At 70.6% G+C, this 19194-nt stretch carries 23 protein-coding genes; 9 read left to right on the forward strand and 14 right to left on the reverse strand.

Features of this window, described 5'->3' with window-relative positions; all coding sequences use genetic code 11:
- Positions 1 to 4 precede the first annotated feature (4 nt).
- Both C5708_RS09005 and wrbA read right to left on the reverse strand, forming a co-directional pair.
- Positions 5 to 1279: an acetyl-CoA C-acyltransferase gene (locus C5708_RS09005; RefSeq protein ID WP_242920166.1), complete on the reverse strand. Its 1275-nt coding sequence runs from the start codon at positions 1277 to 1279 to the stop codon at positions 5 to 7.
- A gap of 62 nt (positions 1280 to 1341) precedes the next feature.
- Positions 1342 to 1944 carry an NAD(P)H:quinone oxidoreductase gene (wrbA, locus tag C5708_RS09010; protein ID WP_242920168.1) on the reverse strand — a complete coding sequence of 201 codons (603 nt, stop codon included), beginning with the start codon at positions 1942 to 1944 and terminating at the stop codon, positions 1342 to 1344.
- Between the two features lie 487 nt (positions 1945 to 2431).
- On the opposite strand from wrbA, the gene C5708_RS09015 reads away from it, so the two are divergent.
- Entirely contained in the window at positions 2432 to 4039 is a 1608-nt protein-coding gene (locus tag C5708_RS09015) for an AraC family transcriptional regulator (RefSeq protein ID WP_242920170.1), read from the forward strand.
- Here the strand turns inward: C5708_RS09015 and C5708_RS09020 are convergent.
- The 10 genes from C5708_RS09020 to C5708_RS09065 form a co-directional block, all read right to left on the reverse strand.
- The gene (locus tag C5708_RS09020) at positions 4036 to 6129 is read right to left on the reverse strand and encodes an alkaline phosphatase family protein (protein ID WP_242920172.1); all 2094 of its coding nucleotides are present in this window, start codon (positions 6127 to 6129) and stop codon (positions 4036 to 4038) included. The two genes, C5708_RS09015 and C5708_RS09020, sit on opposite strands and share 4 nt — an antisense overlap.
- 39 nt (positions 6130 to 6168) lie before the next feature.
- On the reverse strand, positions 6169 to 6540 hold the full coding sequence (locus tag C5708_RS09025) for a hypothetical protein (RefSeq protein ID WP_242920174.1): 372 nt from the start codon (positions 6538 to 6540) through the stop codon (positions 6169 to 6171).
- A complete protein-coding gene (locus C5708_RS09030; RefSeq protein WP_242920176.1) occupies positions 6537 to 7688 on the reverse strand; it encodes a hypothetical protein in 1152 nt (383 codons plus the stop codon). Before C5708_RS09030 ends, C5708_RS09025 begins: the two co-directional genes overlap by 4 nt.
- A gap of 10 nt (positions 7689 to 7698) precedes the next feature.
- Positions 7699 to 8049, reverse strand: a complete 351-nt coding sequence (locus C5708_RS09035; protein WP_242920178.1) for a hypothetical protein — start codon at positions 8047 to 8049, stop codon at positions 7699 to 7701.
- A 48-nt stretch (positions 8050 to 8097) separates the two neighbouring features.
- Positions 8098 to 8637: a RebB family R body protein gene (locus C5708_RS09040; protein ID WP_242920180.1), complete on the reverse strand. Its 540-nt coding sequence runs from the start codon at positions 8635 to 8637 to the stop codon at positions 8098 to 8100.
- The gene (locus C5708_RS09045; protein WP_242920182.1) at positions 8634 to 8870 is read right to left on the reverse strand and encodes a RebB family R body protein; all 237 of its coding nucleotides are present in this window, start codon (positions 8868 to 8870) and stop codon (positions 8634 to 8636) included. Before C5708_RS09045 ends, C5708_RS09040 begins: the two co-directional genes overlap by 4 nt.
- Before the next feature lie 85 nt (positions 8871 to 8955).
- Positions 8956 to 9219, reverse strand: a complete 264-nt coding sequence (locus C5708_RS09050; RefSeq protein ID WP_242920184.1) for a RebB family R body protein — start codon at positions 9217 to 9219, stop codon at positions 8956 to 8958.
- Positions 9220 to 9290: 71 nt separating this feature from the next.
- On the reverse strand, positions 9291 to 9557 hold the full coding sequence (locus tag C5708_RS09055; protein WP_242920186.1) for a RebB family R body protein: 267 nt from the start codon (positions 9555 to 9557) through the stop codon (positions 9291 to 9293).
- A 42-nt stretch (positions 9558 to 9599) separates the two neighbouring features.
- Positions 9600 to 9869: a RebB family R body protein gene (locus C5708_RS09060; RefSeq protein ID WP_242920188.1), complete on the reverse strand. Its 270-nt coding sequence runs from the start codon at positions 9867 to 9869 to the stop codon at positions 9600 to 9602.
- 73 nt (positions 9870 to 9942) lie between these two features.
- A complete protein-coding gene (locus C5708_RS09065; RefSeq protein WP_242920190.1) occupies positions 9943 to 10227 on the reverse strand; it encodes a RebB family R body protein in 285 nt (94 codons plus the stop codon).
- A 504-nt stretch (positions 10228 to 10731) separates the two neighbouring features.
- On the opposite strand from C5708_RS09065, the gene C5708_RS09070 reads away from it, so the two are divergent.
- Positions 10732 to 12090, forward strand: a complete 1359-nt coding sequence (locus C5708_RS09070) for a dicarboxylate/amino acid:cation symporter (protein ID WP_242920192.1) — start codon at positions 10732 to 10734, stop codon at positions 12088 to 12090.
- A gap of 27 nt (positions 12091 to 12117) precedes the next feature.
- Here the strand turns inward: C5708_RS09070 and C5708_RS09075 are convergent, their stop codons facing one another.
- The gene (locus tag C5708_RS09075; protein WP_242920194.1) at positions 12118 to 12723 is read right to left on the reverse strand and encodes a 2-hydroxychromene-2-carboxylate isomerase; all 606 of its coding nucleotides are present in this window, start codon (positions 12721 to 12723) and stop codon (positions 12118 to 12120) included.
- 11 nt (positions 12724 to 12734) lie between these two features.
- Positions 12735 to 13499: an SDR family NAD(P)-dependent oxidoreductase gene (locus C5708_RS09080; RefSeq protein ID WP_242920196.1), complete on the reverse strand. Its 765-nt coding sequence runs from the start codon at positions 13497 to 13499 to the stop codon at positions 12735 to 12737.
- A gap of 83 nt (positions 13500 to 13582) precedes the next feature.
- On the opposite strand from C5708_RS09080, the gene C5708_RS09085 reads away from it, so the two are divergent.
- From C5708_RS09085 to C5708_RS09115, 7 genes are all read left to right on the forward strand, one after another.
- Positions 13583 to 14029, forward strand: coding sequence for a helix-turn-helix domain-containing protein (locus tag C5708_RS09085; RefSeq protein ID WP_242920198.1), 447 nt, complete (start codon positions 13583 to 13585; stop codon positions 14027 to 14029).
- Positions 14030 to 14488: 459 nt separating this feature from the next.
- Positions 14489 to 15385, forward strand: coding sequence for a VacJ family lipoprotein (locus C5708_RS09090; RefSeq protein WP_242920200.1), 897 nt, complete (start codon positions 14489 to 14491; stop codon positions 15383 to 15385).
- A gap of 70 nt (positions 15386 to 15455) precedes the next feature.
- Positions 15456 to 16130, forward strand: coding sequence for an ABC transporter substrate-binding protein (locus C5708_RS09095; protein ID WP_242920202.1), 675 nt, complete (start codon positions 15456 to 15458; stop codon positions 16128 to 16130).
- A gap of 86 nt (positions 16131 to 16216) precedes the next feature.
- Complete coding sequence (mlaD, locus tag C5708_RS09100; protein WP_242920204.1) at positions 16217 to 16717, forward strand: outer membrane lipid asymmetry maintenance protein MlaD; 501 nt, start codon at positions 16217 to 16219, stop codon at positions 16715 to 16717.
- A 2-nt stretch (positions 16718 to 16719) separates the two neighbouring features.
- On the forward strand, positions 16720 to 17520 hold the full coding sequence (locus tag C5708_RS09105) for an ABC transporter permease (protein WP_242920206.1): 801 nt from the start codon (positions 16720 to 16722) through the stop codon (positions 17518 to 17520).
- Positions 17517 to 18290, forward strand: a complete 774-nt coding sequence (locus C5708_RS09110) for an ATP-binding cassette domain-containing protein (protein ID WP_242920208.1) — start codon at positions 17517 to 17519, stop codon at positions 18288 to 18290. The genes C5708_RS09105 and C5708_RS09110 overlap by 4 nt, the downstream gene beginning before the upstream one ends.
- Positions 18291 to 18363: 73 nt before the next feature.
- The gene (locus tag C5708_RS09115; protein WP_242920210.1) at positions 18364 to 19191 is read left to right on the forward strand and encodes an SDR family oxidoreductase; all 828 of its coding nucleotides are present in this window, start codon (positions 18364 to 18366) and stop codon (positions 19189 to 19191) included.
- The last annotated feature ends 3 nt before the right edge of the window (positions 19192 to 19194 follow it).

The raw sequence follows: 19194 nt of genomic DNA on the forward strand, positions 1-19194 counted from the left end.
GCGGTCAGGCCGCTTCCAGCAGGGCCATGGTCCCCTGGCCGCCGTCGGCGCAGATGCTGACCACCGCCCGTTGGCCCTTGGGACGCCCGGCCAGCTCCTTGACCGCCTGGCCGAGGATGCGCGCGCCGGTGGCCCCGAAGGGGTGGCCCAGGGCCAGGCTGCCGCCGGTCGGGTTCATCCGCTCGCGCGGGAACGGGCCGAGGTCGCGGTCGACGCCGGCCTTGGCCTTGCGGAACTCCGGGTCCTGCCAGGCCGCCAGATGCGACAGCACCTGGGCGGCGAACGCCTCGTGGATCTCCCACAGGTCGATGTCGCCATAGGTCAGGCCGTTGCGCGCCAGAAGGCGCGGCACGCCATAGGCGGGCGCCATCAGCAGGCCTTCGCGCCGCAGGTCGATCGAGGTGATCTCCCAGTCGACCAGCCGAACCCGCGGCGTATCCGCCGGCAGGCGGGCCAGCCCGGCGGTCGAGGCGACCCACAGCGCCGCCGCCCCGTCGGTGAGCGGCGAGGAGTTGCCGGCGGTCAGGGTGCCGCGGCCGCTGGTCCGGTCGAAGGCGGGCGGCAGGCGGGCCAGCTTCTCCAGCGAGGTGTCCTTGCGCGGAATATTGTCGCGCCGGAGATCCCCGACCGGGATCACCAGGTCGTCGAAGAAGCCCCGGTCCCAGGCGGCGACCGCCCGCTGGTGGCTCTCCAGGGCGATCTGGTCCTGATCGACCCGCGACAGCCCCCATTCCTTGGCGGTGATCTCGGTGTGCTCGCCCATGCTCATGCCGGTGGTCCGGTTGGTGATGCTGGGGATGAAAAGGCGGGCGTCGCCGGGGCGCAGGCTGGCCAGGTGCGAGACCTTCTGGCCCAGCGACTTGGCCTGCTGGAACCGCCGCACCCAGTCCGACAGCGGCTGGCCGAGGCCGAGCTGGATATGGCTCATGCTCTCGACGCCGCCGACCAGGGCGAGCTCGCGACCGCCCCGGCCGACCATGCCGGCCGCCTCGAAGGCGCCGGTCATGCTGGTCGAACAGGCCATGATCGTCGAGAAGGCCGGGATGGTCGGGTCGGCGCCGGCCTCGATCAGCACTTCGCGCGCCAGGTTGCTCCAGGTCAGGTTGGGGATGACGGCGCCCCAGACGGCGAAGTCGGGGCGCCCGCCCCCCAGCCGGTCCAGCATGGCGCGGACCACGGGCGTCGACAGGCCGATGGCGTCGAAGCCGGCCAGGGGCCCGTCGATCTTGGCGAAGGGCGTGCGCACGCCGGCGGCGAACCAGACGTCGGTCTTGGACATTTCGGGCTCCTGATCTGGGGGACGGCCTGGGCGCGGCCGGCGGGCGGCCGCGCGGGGCCGGTCTAGGCCTGGCTCAGCTTGGCGGCGGTCTCGGCGATCCTGCGGCCCTGATAGCGGGCCCCGGCCAGTTCGTTGTCGCTGGGCCGGCGAGAGCCGTCGCCGCCGGCGATGGTGGTGGCGCCGTAGGGACTGCCGCCGGTGATCTCGTCCAGGGTCATCTGGCCCGCATGGCCGTAGTCGAGCCCGACCACCACCATGCCGAAGTGCAGCAGGTTGGCGATGATCGAAAACAGGGTCATCTCGTTGCCGCCGTGCTGGGTGGCCGACGAGGTGAAGGCCCCGCCGACCTTGCCGTGCAGCGCGCCCCGCGCCCACAGGCCGCCGGCCTGGTCGAGGAAGTTGGCCATCTGCGAGGCCATGCGCCCGAACCGGGTGCCGACCCCGATCACCACCGCGTCGTAGGCCGCCAGGTCCTCGATCCTGGCGACAGGGGCGGCCTGGTCGAGCTTGTAGTGCGCGGCCTTAGCCACCTCGGGCGGCACGAGTTCGGGGACGCGCTTGACGTCGACCTCCGCCCCCGCCGCGCGGGCGCCTTCGGCGACCGCCTCGGCCATCGTCTCGATGTGTCCGTAGGCGGAATAGTAGAGCACGAGAACCTTGGTCACCCTGATCTCCTTCGTGAACGCCGCGCGGATCACGCGGGCGGGACCGCCCCGTCCGGACAGACCAACACAGGATGAGCCTCCGATCCACCTCGCCGCGTCACAACGCCACGCGAAAGGCGCCGGCCGCCGCCAGGAAAATTCAACCATTTCGGGAAAATTGGATAATCATCGCGCAGATTGAGGAACTGATGCGAGCGCGACGGTTCTCAATATTAAATCCTGGTTAATAATTTCTCAAAAATCGCCACCTTCCTAGTACGATCACACACGTTATTGTGGTATTTCAGTACAGAGTTCATAAGATAGATTTCGATGTACTTGGGGCGTCGCGGTTCGGCCGCATATCGGGTCAAAGCGCGCTTGGAACATTCCGGCTACGGCGGCGGAAGCTCTCCGACCACCGCGGCCGGCTTTGCGTCCGAGGCTCCGCCTTCCCCTCCCTCTCGCCGGCGGCGACATCATGTCGACCGCCTGATCGGGCCCACTCGTGGACGAGATCTTTGAGCGCCTGAACCAGCCGTTTCGAACCCTGCCGGACGTTCTCGACGCCCTGGTGCGCGATATCGTCCAGCATCTGCACCTGCAGACCGCCGCGGTCACCCTGCCCGACGACGGGACCTTCGTCGCCCGGCGCGGCCGACGGCGGGTGGTCTCCGAACGGCTGTCGACGCGCGACGGCCTCTCGCGGCCGGAGGAGCCGCGGTCGTGGGCGTCCGGCGTCGACGCCGCAGTGCATGCGGCCGAGTGGTTCGAGGTCGGCGAGCCCCACGCCCTGTTCGAGCCGCCGCCCGCCGCCGGGGCGGTGAGCCTGCCGCTCGCCTACGCCGACCAGGCGCTGGGGCGGCTCGACCTCGCCTGGCGCAGCGAAGGCGAACGCCGCCGCGAGACGCCGGCCTGGCTGCCGGCGTTCGCCCGCCAGTGCGCCCTGCTGGTCAACCGCTACAAGGCCCGGGACTGGACCGCGCGACGCCTCGGCCGCCCGTTGATGCTGGTGGGCATGAGCAAGGCCGTCCGCGACCTGGAAGGCCTGCTGGAGCGCGCCGCCCGCAGCGACCTGCCCGTGCTGCTGGCGGGCGAGTTCGGCACCGAGAAGCTGCAGCTCGCGGCCATGATCCACTTCGGCGGCCGCCGCCGCGACGGGGCGTTCGTCCAGGTCAACTGCGCCGAGCCGGCCGTCCCGCCGTCCGACTGGTTCGAACAGGCCGCCGGCGGCACCCTGTATCTCAACGGCGTCGAGGAACTGTCGCACCCGTTGCAGCGGCAACTGCCCCGCCACATGCGCTCGCACCTCGGCCAATGGCCTTCCCACGCCGACCTGGGCGACGTGCGGGTCATCGCCTCGACCGCCGTCGATCTGCGGCGGCTGGCGCATGAGGGCGGCTTCTCGCGGGGGCTGCTGGCCGAGCTCGACATCCTGTCGGTGACCGCCCCGCCGCTGCGCGCGCGGCCGGGCGACCTGGAGCCCCTCGTCGTCGCCGCGCTCGAACGCCAAGGCTTCAGGGCCGAGGACAAGCGCACGGACGCGATGATGGCCGCCATCCGGGCCTATTCCTGGCCGGAGAACGTGTTCGAGCTGGAACGGGTGGTCACCCGGCTGGCGGTGATGACCGGCGCCCGCCCGATCGGTCGCGACGACATCCTGCAGCACTCGCCGTGGATCGCCTCGGACGGCGCGCCGGCGCCGGTCGCGCTGCTGCCTCCGGCGACGCCGCCCAGCCGCCCCGACCGCTGGGTGCGGTGCGCGCTCGACGACGCAGCCGAACTGGACAGTCTGCACGACGCCCTGGCCCGCGCCCTGCGTTATCTCGGCCGCCACTACGCCGAGCCGATCTCGCTCGGCCTGCTGGCGCGGCGGGCCAATGTCAGCGAATCGCACCTCAGCTTCCTGTTCCGCAGCGAGATCGACCTGCCGTTCAAGGGGCTGCTCGGCCGCATCCGCATCCACCGGGCCAAGGAGATCCTGGCCGCCGAGCCGCGCCGCCAGATCACCGACGTGGCCTTGAGCGTCGGGTTCGCCGACCTCAGCCACTTCGAGAAGACCTTCAAGCGGGTGGTCGGGCGCAGCCCGCGCGAGTTCCGCCGCGCCGCCGCCTAGCCGATCGGCCTGATCCGCCAGACGCCCCATTCGGCGGCCCTGGTGGTGACGTAGGTGGGCTCGCCTGGGTCGCCGGGCAGAGGCACCAGGCGCTGAAGCGGGTCGGGCCTGGTCCGCCGGGACGCGCTCTGCACGATGTTCGGCCCGAGCTGGCTGAGGATGTAGATGTCCTCGCCCAGCCGCACCTCCTCGCGTCGGTCGCGGCTCGACAGGATGCGGACCTGCCACTGGGCTTCGGGCCCGTCGATGCTGCGTCCGTAGAAGACGCTGGAAAGCAGCGAGCTGACGGTGAAGTAGCGGAGGCCGATGATCGCCTGCTCGGTGGTCTTGATGCCCAGGAGCGACATGTTGAAGATCGGCGAGACGGCGTCGCCCCCGCCGAGCGGGACGAAGCGGAACGGTATCGCCAGCCGCTCGTCGACCATGGTCGGATAGTAGTGGCCGGACTTGCTCAGCCCCGACGACGGCCCGAGGAAACGCGAGCCGGGCTTGTCGTACCAGAGATCGCCCTTGTACTCCAAAAGGTAGTCCATGTTGTACTTGACGGACTCGGTCACCGGCCGGGGGCCGATGGTCAGGGCGGCGGTCGGTTCCGGGATCACCCGCGGCGGGTCCTGGTTGGCGACGTTCTCGAAGGTCGGCGCGTTCGCCACCCGGTCGCCCATCTGCCACTTGGTCTCGTCGATGCCGGCCAGCTTCAGGATGGTGGCGATAAGCGAGGTGTGGTCGTAGGGCGTATCGGTGGTCGAGCGGAAGATCGTGCCCTGCGGCACCCGCGGCGAGATCAGCAGGGTTGGCACCCGCACGCCGAACTGACCGAAGCCGAAGCCGTATTGGGTGCGCGTCTCGGCGTCCATGTCGCCGCGCGGTATCTTGGGCTGCGGCAGGGGGCAGGCGTCGTTGCCGGACGGCGCGGCCAGCGGCGGAACGACGTGGTCGTAGGTGCCGCCGTTCTCGTCGAACGTGATGACCAGAAGGGTGTTGGCGAACGCCTCGTTGGCCGCCAGCGCGTTGTAGACGTTCATCACGAAGTCTTCGCCGGTCGTGGTGTCCGACACGGGGTGGTAGTCGTTGCCGACGGCCCGGAACACGGTGTTCCACTGCTGGCCGCCGCCCCACTTCGGTTCGATCCAGCTCACCGCCGGCAGCTGCCCCGCGCGGGCGGCGGCGAAGAAGCCGTTCTGCGGGTTGCTGGCGTCGAACTCCTCGAAGTTCGGGTCGAACTGGCTGTCGGCCAGGAACGGGAACATGGTGCGGGTGTACTGCCACTCCATGCCCAGGCTGACGTCGCGCGGCGGCCAGGTGTCCTGCCAGTAGACCTTCCAGGTGCAGTTGTTCTGCTCCAGCACCTCGAACAGGCTGCGGGTGGTGATCGGCAGGGCGTCGGCGTTCGAGATTTCGCCGGGCGACAGCTTGCTGAAGATCTTCACCCCGGGGTTCCAGGTCGGCGGATCATAGAAGCTGTTGTTGACCATGCCGCGCGAGGTGCCGCTCATCGAGAAGGCGCGGTTGGTGTTGGTCTGGCTCGGCACCGAGCAGAACCACTCGTCGGACACGGCGTAGTAGCGCGCCAGGCCGCTGATCACCGGCAGCTGTTCGGGGGTGTAGGTGTCGAGCACTTCGCCCAGTTCGCGCTCGCCCAGCCGCACGCCGACGTGGTGGTAGACGTCCTGGTTGTAGTCGAGGACGTAGCCGTTCATCGGCGGGGCGAGCTGGCCCTGGTGGCTGATCTGGTCGATCAGCCTCTCGCGTTGCTCGCGGTCCTTCCAGACCGCGTCGTTCAGCGCCACGCCCCACATCTGGTTCATGATGTGGGCGAAGCTCTCGCCGGTGTTGTAGGACGGCGTCTTCGGCGAGCGCGCGCCCTTGCGGATCGGCAACGGATCGCCGACCGGCGAGGGGTTCTTCAGCGCATCGAGGTCGGGGACCGTCGACAGGCCGATGAACGGCCGGCCGTCGCCCTGCCGCGTGATGATGTTGGGATTGTCCTGCAGGCTGTAGAGCCACCCCATAAGGTGGTCGAACCCGCGGTTCTCCAGCATCAACACCACCACGCGTTTGATGAGCGGGTGCGGCAACAGTTTGTCCATGAACCGGCCTTCCGTTGAACCTGCGAGGCTTGCGCGGGGTTACTGGTGGCGCGCCACGGCCACTTCCGCGGCCTCGACGGCGCGGGTGGCCTCGCGCTCGGCCGCCTCCACCGCCTTTTCGAGCGCGACGTCGGCGTGATGGATCGCGTGGCCCTGGGCCTCGCCCCCGATCGCCAGCTCCCTGGCCACCACCTTGTCGGCGTGATGGACGGCCTGGTCGGCGGCCCTCACGGCTCGCTCGGCCCACGACTCGCCGTGATGGTCGGCGCGGGCGACCCCGCGATCGGTCTCATGGACCGCCTCGTTGGCCCAGGCCTCGGCGCGGGCGGCCTCGGCCATGCCGCTGTCGCCGTGATGATGCTCGTGGCGATGCGAGATCAGGCGAGGCTTGCGGGGTTTTCTACGCGTCATGATGCGCTCTCCTTCGGATTCTGAACGGCGGCGCGGGCCTTGGGCGGAGCCGGTTCTGGTTTCGGCTCGACCTTCGACTCCGATTTCGGCTTGGGCTGCGGCTCGGGCTTGCGCCTGCGGCGGAACCAGGTCAGCGAGATCACGCCGAGCGGATCGAGCTGGAGCTCCGCCTCGTGTTCGTGCGACTCGACGCTGAACAGGCAGGTGGCGCCGTCCTGGGCCATGAAGCTGCGGTGGGGCGCCCGGATCGCCAGCAGCGCCCGCGACGCGGCCAGGTAGGCGTCGACGATCTCGCGCGCCTCGTGCCGGCCTTCGTTCTTGAAGCGGGTGTTCTCGACGATCTGCCGAGCGCCGGAGGACAGGCGGGAGAAGCCGACCGACCGCCCCCAGCTCAGCCACAGCTTCACCGCCTCCGTGACCTCCTCGGGCGAGACCAGTCCCTCGACCTCGGGGCAGTTCAGGGCCCCGAACATCAGCGGCAGCAGGGTGTGCAGGGCCGACTGCGCGGTCGCCGCCCTTTTGGCCGGGGTGTCGTTGCGCGCCCCGCCCTTGGCGGCCAGCGCCATGTAGATGGCGTAGAAGTCGACGAACTCCTGGGCGGTCCGCCCCTGGGCGACCGCGAAGGCGGCGGCCTCCTTCTGCAGCGAAAGGTCCGTGTCCTCCTGGCCGACCGAGCTGCGCACCAGGTCGTAGATCGCCAGCCGGTCGCCGAAGGTGGCGAACTGGAACAAGGCGGCCCCCGCCACGCCCAGCTCGGTCAGGAAGGCCGTGCCGGTGTCGAAGTCGGCCTGGGTCAGCAGGTCGTGGGCGCTGAGGATCCGGCGGGCGTGCGCGCCGACCTTGGATTCCTTCTCGCCGGCCTCGGCGTTGGCCAGGACCCGCAGGTCGGGCAGGCCCAGGGTCATCAGCTTGACCGGGCTGACCATCAGGCCGAGCTGCGGCAGGAAGGCGAAGCGCGAGACGTGCAGCCCTTCCTGGACCGCCGCCGCCATCTCGCTCTCGTCCTCGAACTGGTAGTTCGCCGTCGGTTCGTGGACCGCCCAGTGCAGCCATTCCGACCCGCCGTCGACGAAGCTCATCGCCAGGCGCGCCAGTTCGGAGACCTCGTGCAGGTTCTGGATAAGCCGCTCGGCTATGAACAGGCTCATGCGCGCGCCCTCACCCCGACGGGAACTGCTTGAGGACGTCGGCCGCCGCCGAGCCGATCTTGCTGAAGTCCTCGGTGGCGCCCTTCATCATCGCCTGCGCCTGCACCAGCACGTCGGCGTACTTCTTGTCGCCGGTGGCCAGGTACTGCGCCATGGCCACGCCGGCGGCGGTGGTGGCGATGGTCGAGATGTTGCGCAGGGCGTCGGCGGCGTCCTGGACCGCGATGGCGCTCGACTGGGCGACGGACTGATAGGCCTTGCCCGCGCCGCTGGTCAGCACGACCTGCGGGGCCATGGTCGCCGCCTGGACCTTGTTGATGACGTCGACGACCTGGGCGTTCACGATGGTCGGATCAGGCATGGGACCTCCCGATGTTCACCGCCGCGGCGGCGGGTTTGGCCCAAGGGCTCATGACGATTTGGCCCGGGCGGCCTGCGCCTTGGCCTTGGCCGCCTGGAGCTTGGGCGGCGGCGGAGCGGGCGGCGCCGGAGGCGCGGGCGGCGGCGCGGACGCCTCCTTGACCAGCTTGTCGAGATCGGCCTGGGCCTGGGCGGCGTCGGTGCTGGTGCTCTCGACCTGGGCCTTGAGGATGCGGATGGCCGCCTCGCCCTCGGCGAAGGCTTCGGCGATCACCACCGACGGCGCCTGGTCCGGCGGCGGCCCCGGCAGCGGGTCGATGTGCGGCGGCGGCGGCGGCTCGGGCGGCGGCGGCAGGATCGGGAACGGCGACTGCAGCATCTTGGCGCAGGCCGCCGTGGTCGCGGCGGCCCCGACCATGCTGGCCCCCTGCTGGCGCATGACGGCGTTGTGCATCGCCATGCCCAGGGTCTCGACCATCACCGCGTCGAGCATGCCGAACGCCTGGGACGGCGACTGCCCCGTCAGCAGCGTGACCACGCTGGAGACCGAGTCGACCACCCGGCTGTTGACTGTGCCGTCCTCGCTCATGGGCCCTTGGCTCCCTTGGTTATGATCAGCGCCAACACCTGCACCAGGGCGGCGTTGCCGATGACCTGCCCCCGCTGCTGGTTGGCGACCGCGTTCTCCATGGCCAGGCTGATGCTGTCGGCCATCGAGACGTAGGTCATGCTCATGGCCGTCGAGGGAGCCAGCCCGATCGCCAGCGCCGATCCGCCGGCGATGGCGTCGAGCGTTCGTGCGACCCCCGATGCGTCAGGCAAGGCGCGCTCCTGCCTCTTCAGACTGCGTTCGGCGCCCTACCCTCGCAAACCCGGAGGGCCTCGCGCCCTCCGGGCCGACGCCCCCTTAGTAGATCGTCCGGGTGGCGACGCCGGTCGAGGCGGTGTCCACCGACAGCAGGGTGACCACGCCCTGCGAGGTCGAGGCCTGCATGGTGACGTAGGACTGCTGCTGGTTGTTGGTGGCGTTGTGCGCCGCGTTCGACAGCGCCTGGCTGGTGGTGATGAACAGGTTGCCCATGGCCACCGCCGGCGCGTCGCCCAGAACCTTGGTGTTGGCCTGGGTGATCGAGTCGGTGATCTGGCTGTTGAGGGCGGTAGGGAATGCCATGAGGTGTCTCCTTCTTCGCTAAACGGATTGATCGCGTGGGCGGCTGGCCGCCCGCCGCGGCGTTAGGGGGATCAGCCGAGGATCTTCTTGGTCGCGGCCCCCGTGGAGGCGGTGTCCAACGAGTAGAGCAGGGCGACCCCCATGGTCGTGGCGGTCTGGGCCGTCACGAACATCTGCTGCTGAGCCATGGTGGCGTTGTGCGCCGCATTGGCCAGCGCCTGGGCGGTGGCCTGGTACAGGTTGCCCATGGCGATCGCCGGAGCGGTCCCGAGAACCTGCACGTTGGGTTGCGTGACGGAGTCCGTGATCTGGTCGTTCACGGCGGTGGGAAAGGCCATGGGAGATTTTCCTTGGCGTTACGGCGGCGCGCGGGGCGGGCGTCAGCTCGACAGGATGTCCGCGGTCGCCACGCCGGTGCTCGCCGTGTCGAGCGCGTAAAGCGTGGCCACGCCCATGGTGGTCGCGGTCTGGCTGGTCACGAAGCTCTGCTGCTGGGCGTTGGTGGCGTTGTGGGCGGCGTTGGCCAGGGCCTGGGCGGTGGCCTGGTAAAGGTTGCCCAGCGCGATGGCCGGGGCGTCGCCGAGGACCTTGACGTTGGCCTGGGTGACGGAGTCGGTGATCTGGTCGTTGACGGCCGTGGGGAATGCCATGGGTTAGTCCTTCTAGGAGGTCCGGTTAGGCGGCCTTCAGCCGCCCTCTGACGAAAGGCGGCGGGCTCGACCGTCAGCGCAGGCCGCTGCCGGCGCCCAGGATGTCCTTGGTGGCGACGCCCGTGGACGCGGTGTCGAGCGAGTAGAGCGTGGCCACGCCCATGGTGGTGGCGGCCTGAGCGGTCACGTAGCTCTGCTGCTGGGCGTTGGTGGCGTTGTGGGCGGCGTTGGCCAGGGCCTGGGCGGTGGCCTGGTACAGGTTGCCCATGGCGATGGCCGGGGCGTCGCCGAGGACCTTGACGTTGGCCTGAGTGACGGAGTCGGTGATCTGGCTGTTGACGGCCGTGGGGAATGCCATTGCGTGTCCTCTCTGCTGGCTCGCCCCGCCAAGGAATTTCGACGGGCTCGGCGCTGCAGGTCGTCGTTGACCGGCCGCAGCTCGTTAACCGTATGGCCCGCCGAACCCGGACGATTGGCGGCAGACGCGAAAAAACGCGCCGAAGTTGCGACCAGGCCGGGCGATTCTCTCAGGAGGCGATTTTTACAACCGTCAGTTTTTCCGCATTCCCTCCCGAAACCGACCGGCGCAAGCTGTGCAAGGGCTTTGTCAGGCCTTGAGAAACAGGGCTTTCGGAGAAAAGTCCGACTTGGTCGAACCGGCCATACCCCGCCATATCGACGCCGGTCGCACCGCGCAGCCCTACCGGCGGGGCGCACCGGCCGTCCGCCGTCCCGGCTTTCAATATTTCCTACTGCTTCTCTAGGATTTCTGGCGCCCGCCCTCGCCGCCGCCGGCGCTATGGCCACGGCGAGCGGGCGTCGCCTGACCCCGACGCTGCGAATTCAAGGAACGGCGAGCCCGATGAGCGACGGCGCCCGAACTGCCTCCCCCCGGACCGCGACGCCCAGGGGCCTCCACGTCTCTTTCGGCGTCCAGGTGGCCGCGGCGATGGCGCTGGGCGTGGCGCTCGGCGTGCTGGCCCGCGCGCTGGGACCGGCCGGCTCGGGCCTCGTCCAGGCGCTCGACACCGTCGGATCGACCTTCGTGCAGATGCTGCGCGCCCTGGCCCCGGCCCTGGTGTTCACCGGCGTCATCGCCAGCATCGCCAACCTGCGCACCCTGAACAACGCCGCCGGCCTGGTCTGGCGCACGCTGCTGTGGTTCGGCGTCACCGCCCTGATCGCCGTCAGCATCGGCATCGCCCTGGGCCTTTTGATGCAACCCGGCCGCCACGCGGGCGTCGGCCTGGTCGCGGCCGCGCCGCACGTCGCCGGCTCGTGGCTGGATTTCCTGACCGGTCTCGTGCCGTCCAACGCCCTCGGCCTGGCCGCCAAGACCAAGCTGGCCGACGGCGGCGCGACCACCGGCCTGTCGTTCAACGTGCTGCAGGTGCTGGTGATCGCCATCGTGCTCGGCGTCGCCGCCCTCAGGGTCGGCCCCGCGGCCGACGCCTTCCTGGCGTTCAACACCGCCCTGCTGGCCGTGGTGCGCAAGGTGCTGTGGTGGGTGATCCGCCTGACCCCGATCGGCGCCGTCGGCCTGATCGGCACGGCGGCGGCCCAGTACGGCTGGACGGCGCTGACCCAGCTCGGCTGGTTCGCGGCGGCGGTCTATATCGGCCTGGCCCTGGTGCTGTTCGCGGTCTACCCGGCCCTGCTGGCGCTGAACGGCCTCAACCCCGCCCGCTTCTTCGCCGCCGCCTGGCCGGCCATCCAGCTCGGCTTCCTGTCGCGCTCGTCGATCGGCGCCCTGCCGGTCACCGAGACGGTGACGGAGAAAGGCCTGGGCGTGCCGGCCGAATACGCCGCCTTCGCCGTGCCCCTGGCCGCCACCACCAAGATGGACGGCTGCGCCGCCATCTATCCGGCCATAGCCGCGATCTTCATCGCCCAGTTCTACAACGTGCCCCTGCACGTCGGGGACTACCTGCTGATCGCCTTCGTATCGGTGATCGGCTCGGCCGCCACGGCCGGGCTGACCGGGGCGGTGGTCATGCTGACCCTGACCCTGTCGACCCTGGGCCTGCCGCTGGAAGGGGTCGGGCTGTTGCTGGCGATCGACCCGATCCTCGACATGGGCCGCACGGCGGTCAACGTCGCCGGCCAGGCCCTGACGCCCACCCTGGTGGCCAAGCGGGCCGGCATCCTCGACCAGGCGGTCTATGACGGGGCGTCGCGCGCGCCTGCCTTCGACGAGCCGGCCGCACCGGCGGCGGCCTGAGGTCCAGGCCGCCCTCCGGCCGCGCGGTCAGGCCGCGGCCAGCGCCTCCTCGACCTGTCCCAGGCGCTCCTTGCCGAAGAACATCTCGTCGCCGACGAAGAAGGTGGGCACGCCGAAGGCCCCCCGCGCGGCGGCGGCCTCGGTCCCGGCGACCAGCTCGGCCTTGACCTCGGGGGTCTGCGCGGCCTCCAACAGCGCCTGGGCCGGCAGGCCGGCGGCCGCCAGGACCTCGGCGACCACGGCGGGGTCGTCCATCTTCAGGCCGTCCTCCCACATCGCCTTGAGCACGGTCTCGACATAGGCGCCCTCGACGCCCGCCCGCCGCGCCGCGACCAGCCCGCGCATGATCAAGAGGGTGTTGACCGGGAAGTGCGGATTGAACTGGAACGCCGTCAGGCCGTGGCGGGCGATGAAGCGGCGGAACTCCAGGTGCTCGTAGGCCAGCTTGCCCTGGATATGGCCGAAGGCCGTCATCGGCGCCTGGTTGCCGGTGATCTTGAACAGGCCGCCCAGCAGGCAGGGGACCAGCCGCACCTCGACCCCGGTCCGGGCCGACACGCCCGCCAGCGCCTTCCAGGCCAGATAGGCGTTGGGGCTGGCGAAATCGAAGATGAAATCCAGGGTTCGGGCCAAGGCGTTCCTCCTCACCAGGGTTCCGACCAGGGGCGCAGGTCCAGTTCGTGCGTCCAGGCCGAGCGCGGCTGTCGGTGCAGCCAGACATAGTTGGCGGCGATGTCCTCGGGCCGCAGGATGGCGTCGCGCTCCAGCAGGGCGTCGACGTCGCCGGCGTTGGCGCGGATGAAGGCGCCGTCGATGGCCCCGTCGACCACCACGTGCGCGACGTGGACGCCCTTCGGCCCCAGCTCGCGCGCCATGCTCTGGGCGACGGCGCGCAGGCCGTGCTTGGCGGCGGCGAAGGCCGCGAAACCCTCCCGCCCGCGCACCGAGGCGGTGGCGCCGGTGAACAGGATCGTGCCCCGCCCGCGCGGCGTCATCACCCGCGCCGCCTCGCGGCCGGCCAGGAAGCCGGCGAAGCAGGCCATCTCCCAGACCTTGGCGAACACCCGCGTCGTGGTCTCCACCACCGGGAAGCGCACGTTCGCGCCGATGTTGAACACCACCACCTCGATCGGCCCGATCTCGGCCTCGATGCGGTCGAACAGGGCGACGGTCTCCTCCTCGGAACGGGCGTCGCAGCCGAAGGCGTGCACCCGCGCGCCCTCGTCGCGCAGCGTCCGGGCGAACGCCTCCAGTTCGTCGAGATGCCGGGCGCGGCGCGTCAGGCACACGGTCAGGCCGGCGTCGGCGAAGGCCCGGGCGATGGCGCCGCCGACCCCGACGCCGACGCCGATCACCAGACAGACGCCTTGGACGGCGGGCGGCTCGGCCGGATGGGACATGTCGATCATCTCAGTCCAGATTATGGATGAACCATCGTATTGAAACTGGACTTGGTCAATGGGATGATCGCCGCCTCGACGAGGACCCGACGATGCAATGGCGCAACCTGGCTTCTGAACCCTGCTCGGTCGCCCGGGCGGTGGCGGTGATCGGCGACCGCTGGGCGCTGCTGATCCTGCGCGACTGTTTCCTCGGCGTGCGCCGCTTCGAGGCCTTCCAGCGCCGGCTGGGCATATCGCGCACCATCATCGCCGACCGGCTGAAGCTGCTGGTCGACGAAGGGGTGCTGGCCAGGATCGCCTACCAGGAGCGCCCGCCCCGCCACGAATACCGCCTGACCGAGAAGGGCATGGCGCTCTATCCGGCCATCCTCGCCCTGGCCGACTGGGGCGACCGCTTCTACGCCGGCGAAGACGGCCCGCCCCTGTTGCGCCGGCACAAGGCCTGCGGCTGCGATTTCCACCCCGTGACGGCGTGCTCGGCCTGCGGCGACCCGGTGCACGCCCGCGACGTCGAGGTGCGCGAAGCCGCCGTCTGAACCTGGTCAGCCCCGGCCGGACGCCGCCAGCGCCGCCAGGGTCTCGCGCGTCAGCCGCGAAAAGGGCGCCCAGCCGCGCCGCGCGGTCGCGGCCGTGGTCGCGCAGCACCAGGCCCGCGATCAGGACAAGCAGCAGACAGGCCCCGCCGCGCAGGTAGAGATCCGCCGCCTGCAAACCGCCCAAAACCGTCGTCCGGCCGCCCTTCGCCGCTCAGAAACCGCAGGCTAGGGCCGCGGCGCGCGCCCAGGCAAGACGGCGCTCCGTCGCCCCCTCGCCCGCATCCCGTCATAGAAAGAGCGCTTTCTGGCCATTGTCGCTCTGCAAGGAGCGCCTATGTAGCTGCGCAGCCGAGTCGTCGAGGAGCGTGGTCCGCCAATATGTCAGCCGAAACCGTGAACAACGGCGTCCTGGCGTTCGCAACGCCTGAGGCGACGGGCCGTCCGCTCCGTCAATGCAGTGTGTCGATCTCGTCCCCCTCCTACGCGGCGGTCTCGCCCCGCGCGTTCGCCAGCCTTGTCGCGGTCACCGGCGCGCTCGTCGCGACCCTGGCCGCCGGCCGCGCGTCCGCCGCCCCGGCCACGTCGGCGCCGCCGTCCCCGGCGCCGCCCGCCGCGACCTCCGCGATCAACCCGGTCCAGGACCCCTGGCAGGGCCTGAACCGGCGCCTGTTCAGCTTCAGCCAGGGCGTCGACAGCGCCGTGGTCGCGCCGGTGGTGCACGGCTACATGCGCATCACCCCGCGCCCGGTGCGCAACGGCATCTCCAACGCCCTCGACAATCTCGACGAGCCGCGCGTGGCGGTGAACGACATCCTCCAGGGCCATCCCGTCCAGGCCGGACACACCACGGCGCGCTTCGCGATCAACTCGACCGCCGGGGTGCTCGGCCTGTTCGACGTCGCCGGCCGGGGCGGCATCCTCCACCATGACTCCGATTTCGGACAGACCCTCGGCCGCTACGGCCTGGTCCCTGGCCCGTACCTGTTCGTGCCGCTGGCCGGGCCGACCAACTTCCGCGACGGGCTCGGCCGCATCGTCGACACCTTCCTCGACCCGGTCGGCCTGCTGGCGGGCGGCATCACCACCACCTTCGGCGCCTCGCGCACGGCGCTGGGCGCGGTCGACACGCGTCTGGCCGTCGACGACCAGATGCGCGCCCTGAAGCAGGACGCGGCCGATCCCTACGCCACCTTGCGCTCGGCCTATTCGCAGCAGCGCGCCTTCCTGGTGCAGCAAAGCACAGGGCAGGCCGCCGACCTGCCCGATCTGGCCGACATTCCGCCCGCTCCCGACGAGCAGCACGCCACGGCGCCGGCCAAGCCGACCGCCCCCGGTTCAACCTCAGAGGAACGTTGACGAAGGCCACCGGCTTGTGGCCTTTCCAGCCGCGGCACGCCCCGCGGGCCTCGCAAATCCGGAGCTTCCCATGCACCGCCAACCGATCCGCCGTCTTCTCCTGCGCGCCGGCGCCGTCGCGCTGCTGAGCTGCGGCGCGGTCGCGACCGCGCCGGCGGTCTGGCCAGGCCAGGCCGCCTACGCCCAGGGCGCGCGCGACGCCCAGGCCGAGCAGTTCGTGACGGTCGAGGGCCAGAAGGTCCTGTCGATCCTGTCCGACCGCAATCGCAGCCGCAGCGACGAGACCAACGCCTTCCGCGCCCTGGTCGACGAGATCGTCGACGTGCCGCGCGTGACCAATTTCGTGCTCGGCAAGTACGCCCGCACCATCACCCCGGCCCAGCGCCAGCGGTTCGCCACCGTGTTCCGCCAGTTCGCCCAGAACGTCTATGAATCGCGGCTGGGCGACTATCGCGGCGAGAAGATCAAGGTGAACGGGTCGGTGGTCCGCAAACCCGGCGACGTCATCGTCAACACCTCGGTGTTCGGCGGCCAGCTTTCGCAGCCGGTGCCGGTGTCCTGGCGCCTGGCCGGCGGCGGGACCAGCTGGAAGATCGTCGACGTCCAGGTCAAGGGCGTGTGGCTGGCCATCACCCAGCAGCAGGACTTCGTCTCGACCATCGACAACGCCGGCGGCAATGTCGACGTGCTGATCAACCAGCTGCAGACCAAGGTGCAGGCCGACAAGGCCGCTCCCAAGCGGTAGGACCGCTCGCCCCCGAGGGGCGGCGCGCGAACGACAACAGCGGCGCCGGCCGAGGCCGGGCCGCCCCACACGGATCGATGGCGAGGATGGCGAAGCAACAGTGGGCCGAGGCCGGCGTGGGCGCAGCGGTGCTGGCCGCGGCCGCCGCGTTCCTGATCTATTCGTTGAGCGCCGGCGGCTCCGGCGGCCGGGCCGGCGGCTATGACGTCTCGGCCAAGTTCGGCCAGGTCGGCTCGCTGGCGCCCGGCGCCGGCGTCCGCGTGGCCGGCGTGCAGATCGGCACGGTGACCAAGATCACCCTCGACCCCAAGACCTTCTTCGCCGTCGTCCGCTTCGATCTCGACCCCAAGGTCAAGCTGCCGTCCGACTCCACGGCCAAGATCACCAGCGACGGCCTGCTGGGCGGGGCGCACGTGGTCATCGAGCCGGGCTCGGCCGCCGACGACATCAAGTCCGGCGGCGAGATCGAGAACACCCAGGGCGCGGTGGACCTGTTCGGCCTGATCGGCCAGGTGCTGCGCCCGCCGGCCCCGGCCGCCGGCGACGCCGCCCCGGCCGCTCCTGCGAGCCCGGCCAAGGCGCCCTGATCTTGGACGCCGCCCCGCTCCCCGCAGCGTTGACGCCGTTCCGCGCGGTCGGCCGCGCCGTCCTCGGCCTGCTGATCCAGGTGGGGTCGGTGGTGCTGTTCGCGGCGCGGGGCGTCCTCGCCATGCTGAAGCCGCCGTGGTTCTTCGGCCAGTTCGTCCGCCAGCTGCAGACCATCGGCTACTTCTCGCTGCCGGTCGTCGGACTGACCGCCGTCTTCACCGGCGCGGCCCTGGCCCTGAACATCTACACCGGCGGCGGACGCTTCAACGCCGAACAGATCATGCCGCAGATCGTGGCCCTGGGCATCACCCGCGAGCTTGGGCCGGTGCTGGCCGCCCTGATGCTGGCCGGGCGGGTCTCAGCCGCCATCGCCGCCGAGATCGGCGCCATGCGGGCCACCGAGCAGATCGACGCCATGCAGACGCTGTCGACCGATCCGTTCCACTACCTGATCGCCCCGCGCCTGGCGGCGGCCCTGGTCACCCTGCCGCTGCTGACCATGACCGCCGACATCATCGGCGTCGCCGGCGGCTGGTTCGTCGCCACCAAGGCGCTGGCGTTCAACCCGACCGTCTATGTGCGCAACACCTGGGACTTCCTGCAGAGCTGGGACGTGGTCTCGGGCCTGATCAAGGCGGCCGTGTTCGGGTTCATCGTCGCGCTGATGGGCTGCTATCACGGCCTCAACGCCACCGGCGGCGCGCGCGGGGTCGGCCGGGCGACCACCCACGCCGTGGTCTCCGCGGCCATCCTGATCTTCGCGGCCGACTACCTGCTGACCTCGTTGTTCACCCACCGATGAGCACGCCCCCTCCCCCCAAGCTCGAATGGCGCGGCGTCAGGAAGAGCTTCGAGGACGCCCACGTCCTGCGCGGCCTCGACCTCAGCGTCGCCGCCGGCCGCTCGCTGGTGATCATCGGCGCGTCCGGCCAGGGCAAGTCGGTGACCATCAAGACCGCCGCCGGCCTGATCCTGCCCGACGCCGGCGAGATCCTCTATGACGGCGAGATCGTCGACACCGCCGACAGCCGCACCCGCGCGGCCCTGTCCGGCCGCCTGGGCATGCTGTTCCAGAGCGGGGCGCTGTTCGACAGTCTGTCGATCTGGGAGAACGTCGCCTTCCGCCTGATCAACGCCGACGGCGTGGCGCGCAAGACCGCCAAGGCCCGGGCGATCGAGGCCCTGGCCCGCGTGCGGCTGGGCCGCCAGTACGCCGACCTCTACCCGTCGGAGCTGTCGGGCGGCATGCAGAAGCGGGTCGGCCTGGCCCGCGCCGTGGTGTCCAATCCCGAGATCATCTTCTTCGACGAGCCGACCACCGGCCTCGACCCGATCACGGCGGCGGCGATCAACGACCTCATCGTCCAGCAGGTCCGCGACCTCGGCTGCACGGCGGTGTCGATCACCCACGACCTGGCCTCGGCCCGCACTATCGGCGACGAGATCGCCATGCTGCACGACGGCCGCATCGTCTGGCGCGGCCAGGCCGCCGACCTCGACCGGTCGGGCGACCCCTACGTGGACCAGTTCATCAACGGCCGCTCCGACGGCCCGATCGCCGCCGCCTTCTGATCGCGGCTTTGAGCATTTGACGCCGCCGCGCCGCTCGCCCAGTCTAGACGAAGCGGCAGGCGAGGCGGGTTGGATGGCGATCGACGCGCTGGCGCCGAAAGAAGGCGGACGACCGCTGGCCCTGGTCACCGGTGCCTCGTCGGGCATCGGCGAGGCCTTCGCCCGCGCCTACGCCGCGCGCGGCTTCGACCTCGCCCTCGTCGCCCGCCGCGCCGACCGCCTGGAGGCGCTCGCCGCCGAGCTTTCGACGGCCCACGGCGTCGACGCCTTCGCCATCCCCGCCGACCTGTCTCTATACGAGGGGCACGAGCCTGTGCTGGCCGCCGTCGCCGCCCGCGGCCGCGTGGTCGACGCCCTGGTCAACAACGCCGGCTTCGGCGTCGCCCAGACCTTCACGGGCGTCCCATGGGAGCGGCAGCGCGATTTCCTGATGACCCTGGTGGTCGCCGCCTGCGGACTGGCCTACGGCGTCATCCCCGGCATGGTCGACCGGGGCCGAGGGACGATCATCAACGTCGCCTCGCTGGCCGGGTTCGCGCCCGGCGCCGCCGGCCACACCCTCTATCCCGGCGCCAAGAGCCTGGCGATCCGCTTCAGCCAGGCGCTGGACGCCGAACTGCGGGCCAAGGGCGTGCGCGTCACCGCCGTCTGCCCCGGCTTCACCCTGACCGAGTTCGCCGCCGTCAACGGCACCCAGGCGGTGATGGACGAGGCCCCGCGCCGCCTGTTCCAGACCCCGGCCCAGGTGGCCGAGATCGCCATCCGCGCCAACCTGGCCGGCCGCGTGGTGGTGGTGCCCGGCTGGTGGAACAAGGTCGCCGCCGCCCTCATGCACTACCTCCCCGAACCGCTGGTCAGCGCGATCATCCGCCGGGGATCGGCCAAGTACGTGCTGGACTGAGCC

The organism is Caulobacter sp. CCUG 60055, from assembly GCF_022750545.1.
Classification (GTDB): Bacteria; Pseudomonadota; Alphaproteobacteria; order Caulobacterales; family Caulobacteraceae; genus PUIC01.

Excerpts from the sequence above, each read along its gene's own strand:
- C5708_RS09020 (WP_242920172.1), bottom strand. The coding sequence starts at position 6,129 with ATGGACAAACTGTTGCCGCACCCGCTCATCAAACGCGTGGTGGTGTTG.
- C5708_RS09085 (WP_242920198.1), top strand. The coding sequence starts at position 13,583 with ATGCAATGGCGCAACCTGGCTTCTGAACCCTGCTCGGTCGCCCGGGCG.
- C5708_RS09095 (WP_242920202.1), top strand. The coding sequence starts at position 15,456 with ATGCACCGCCAACCGATCCGCCGTCTTCTCCTGCGCGCCGGCGCCGTC.
- C5708_RS09060 (WP_242920188.1), bottom strand. The coding sequence starts at position 9,869 with ATGGCATTCCCCACGGCCGTCAACGACCAGATCACCGACTCCGTCACC.
- C5708_RS09040 (WP_242920180.1), bottom strand. The coding sequence starts at position 8,637 with ATGAGCGAGGACGGCACAGTCAACAGCCGGGTGGTCGACTCGGTCTCC.
- C5708_RS09055 (WP_242920186.1), bottom strand. The coding sequence starts at position 9,557 with ATGGCCTTTCCCACCGCCGTGAACGACCAGATCACGGACTCCGTCACG.
- C5708_RS09065 (WP_242920190.1), bottom strand. The coding sequence starts at position 10,227 with ATGGCATTCCCCACGGCCGTCAACAGCCAGATCACCGACTCCGTCACT.
- C5708_RS09030 (WP_242920176.1), bottom strand. The coding sequence starts at position 7,688 with ATGAGCCTGTTCATAGCCGAGCGGCTTATCCAGAACCTGCACGAGGTC.
- C5708_RS09115 (WP_242920210.1), top strand. The coding sequence starts at position 18,364 with ATGGCGATCGACGCGCTGGCGCCGAAAGAAGGCGGACGACCGCTGGCC.
- C5708_RS09035 (WP_242920178.1), bottom strand. The coding sequence starts at position 8,049 with ATGCCTGATCCGACCATCGTGAACGCCCAGGTCGTCGACGTCATCAAC.
- mlaD (WP_242920204.1), top strand. The coding sequence starts at position 16,217 with ATGGCGAAGCAACAGTGGGCCGAGGCCGGCGTGGGCGCAGCGGTGCTG.
- C5708_RS09025 (WP_242920174.1), bottom strand. The coding sequence starts at position 6,540 with ATGACGCGTAGAAAACCCCGCAAGCCTCGCCTGATCTCGCATCGCCAC.
- C5708_RS09070 (WP_242920192.1), top strand. The coding sequence starts at position 10,732 with ATGAGCGACGGCGCCCGAACTGCCTCCCCCCGGACCGCGACGCCCAGG.
- C5708_RS09080 (WP_242920196.1), bottom strand. The coding sequence starts at position 13,499 with ATGATCGACATGTCCCATCCGGCCGAGCCGCCCGCCGTCCAAGGCGTC.
- C5708_RS09050 (WP_242920184.1), bottom strand. The coding sequence starts at position 9,219 with ATGGCATTCCCTACCGCCCTCAACAGCCAGATCACCGACTCGATCACC.
- C5708_RS09005 (WP_242920166.1), bottom strand. The coding sequence starts at position 1,279 with ATGTCCAAGACCGACGTCTGGTTCGCCGCCGGCGTGCGCACGCCCTTC.
- C5708_RS09110 (WP_242920208.1), top strand. The coding sequence starts at position 17,517 with ATGAGCACGCCCCCTCCCCCCAAGCTCGAATGGCGCGGCGTCAGGAAG.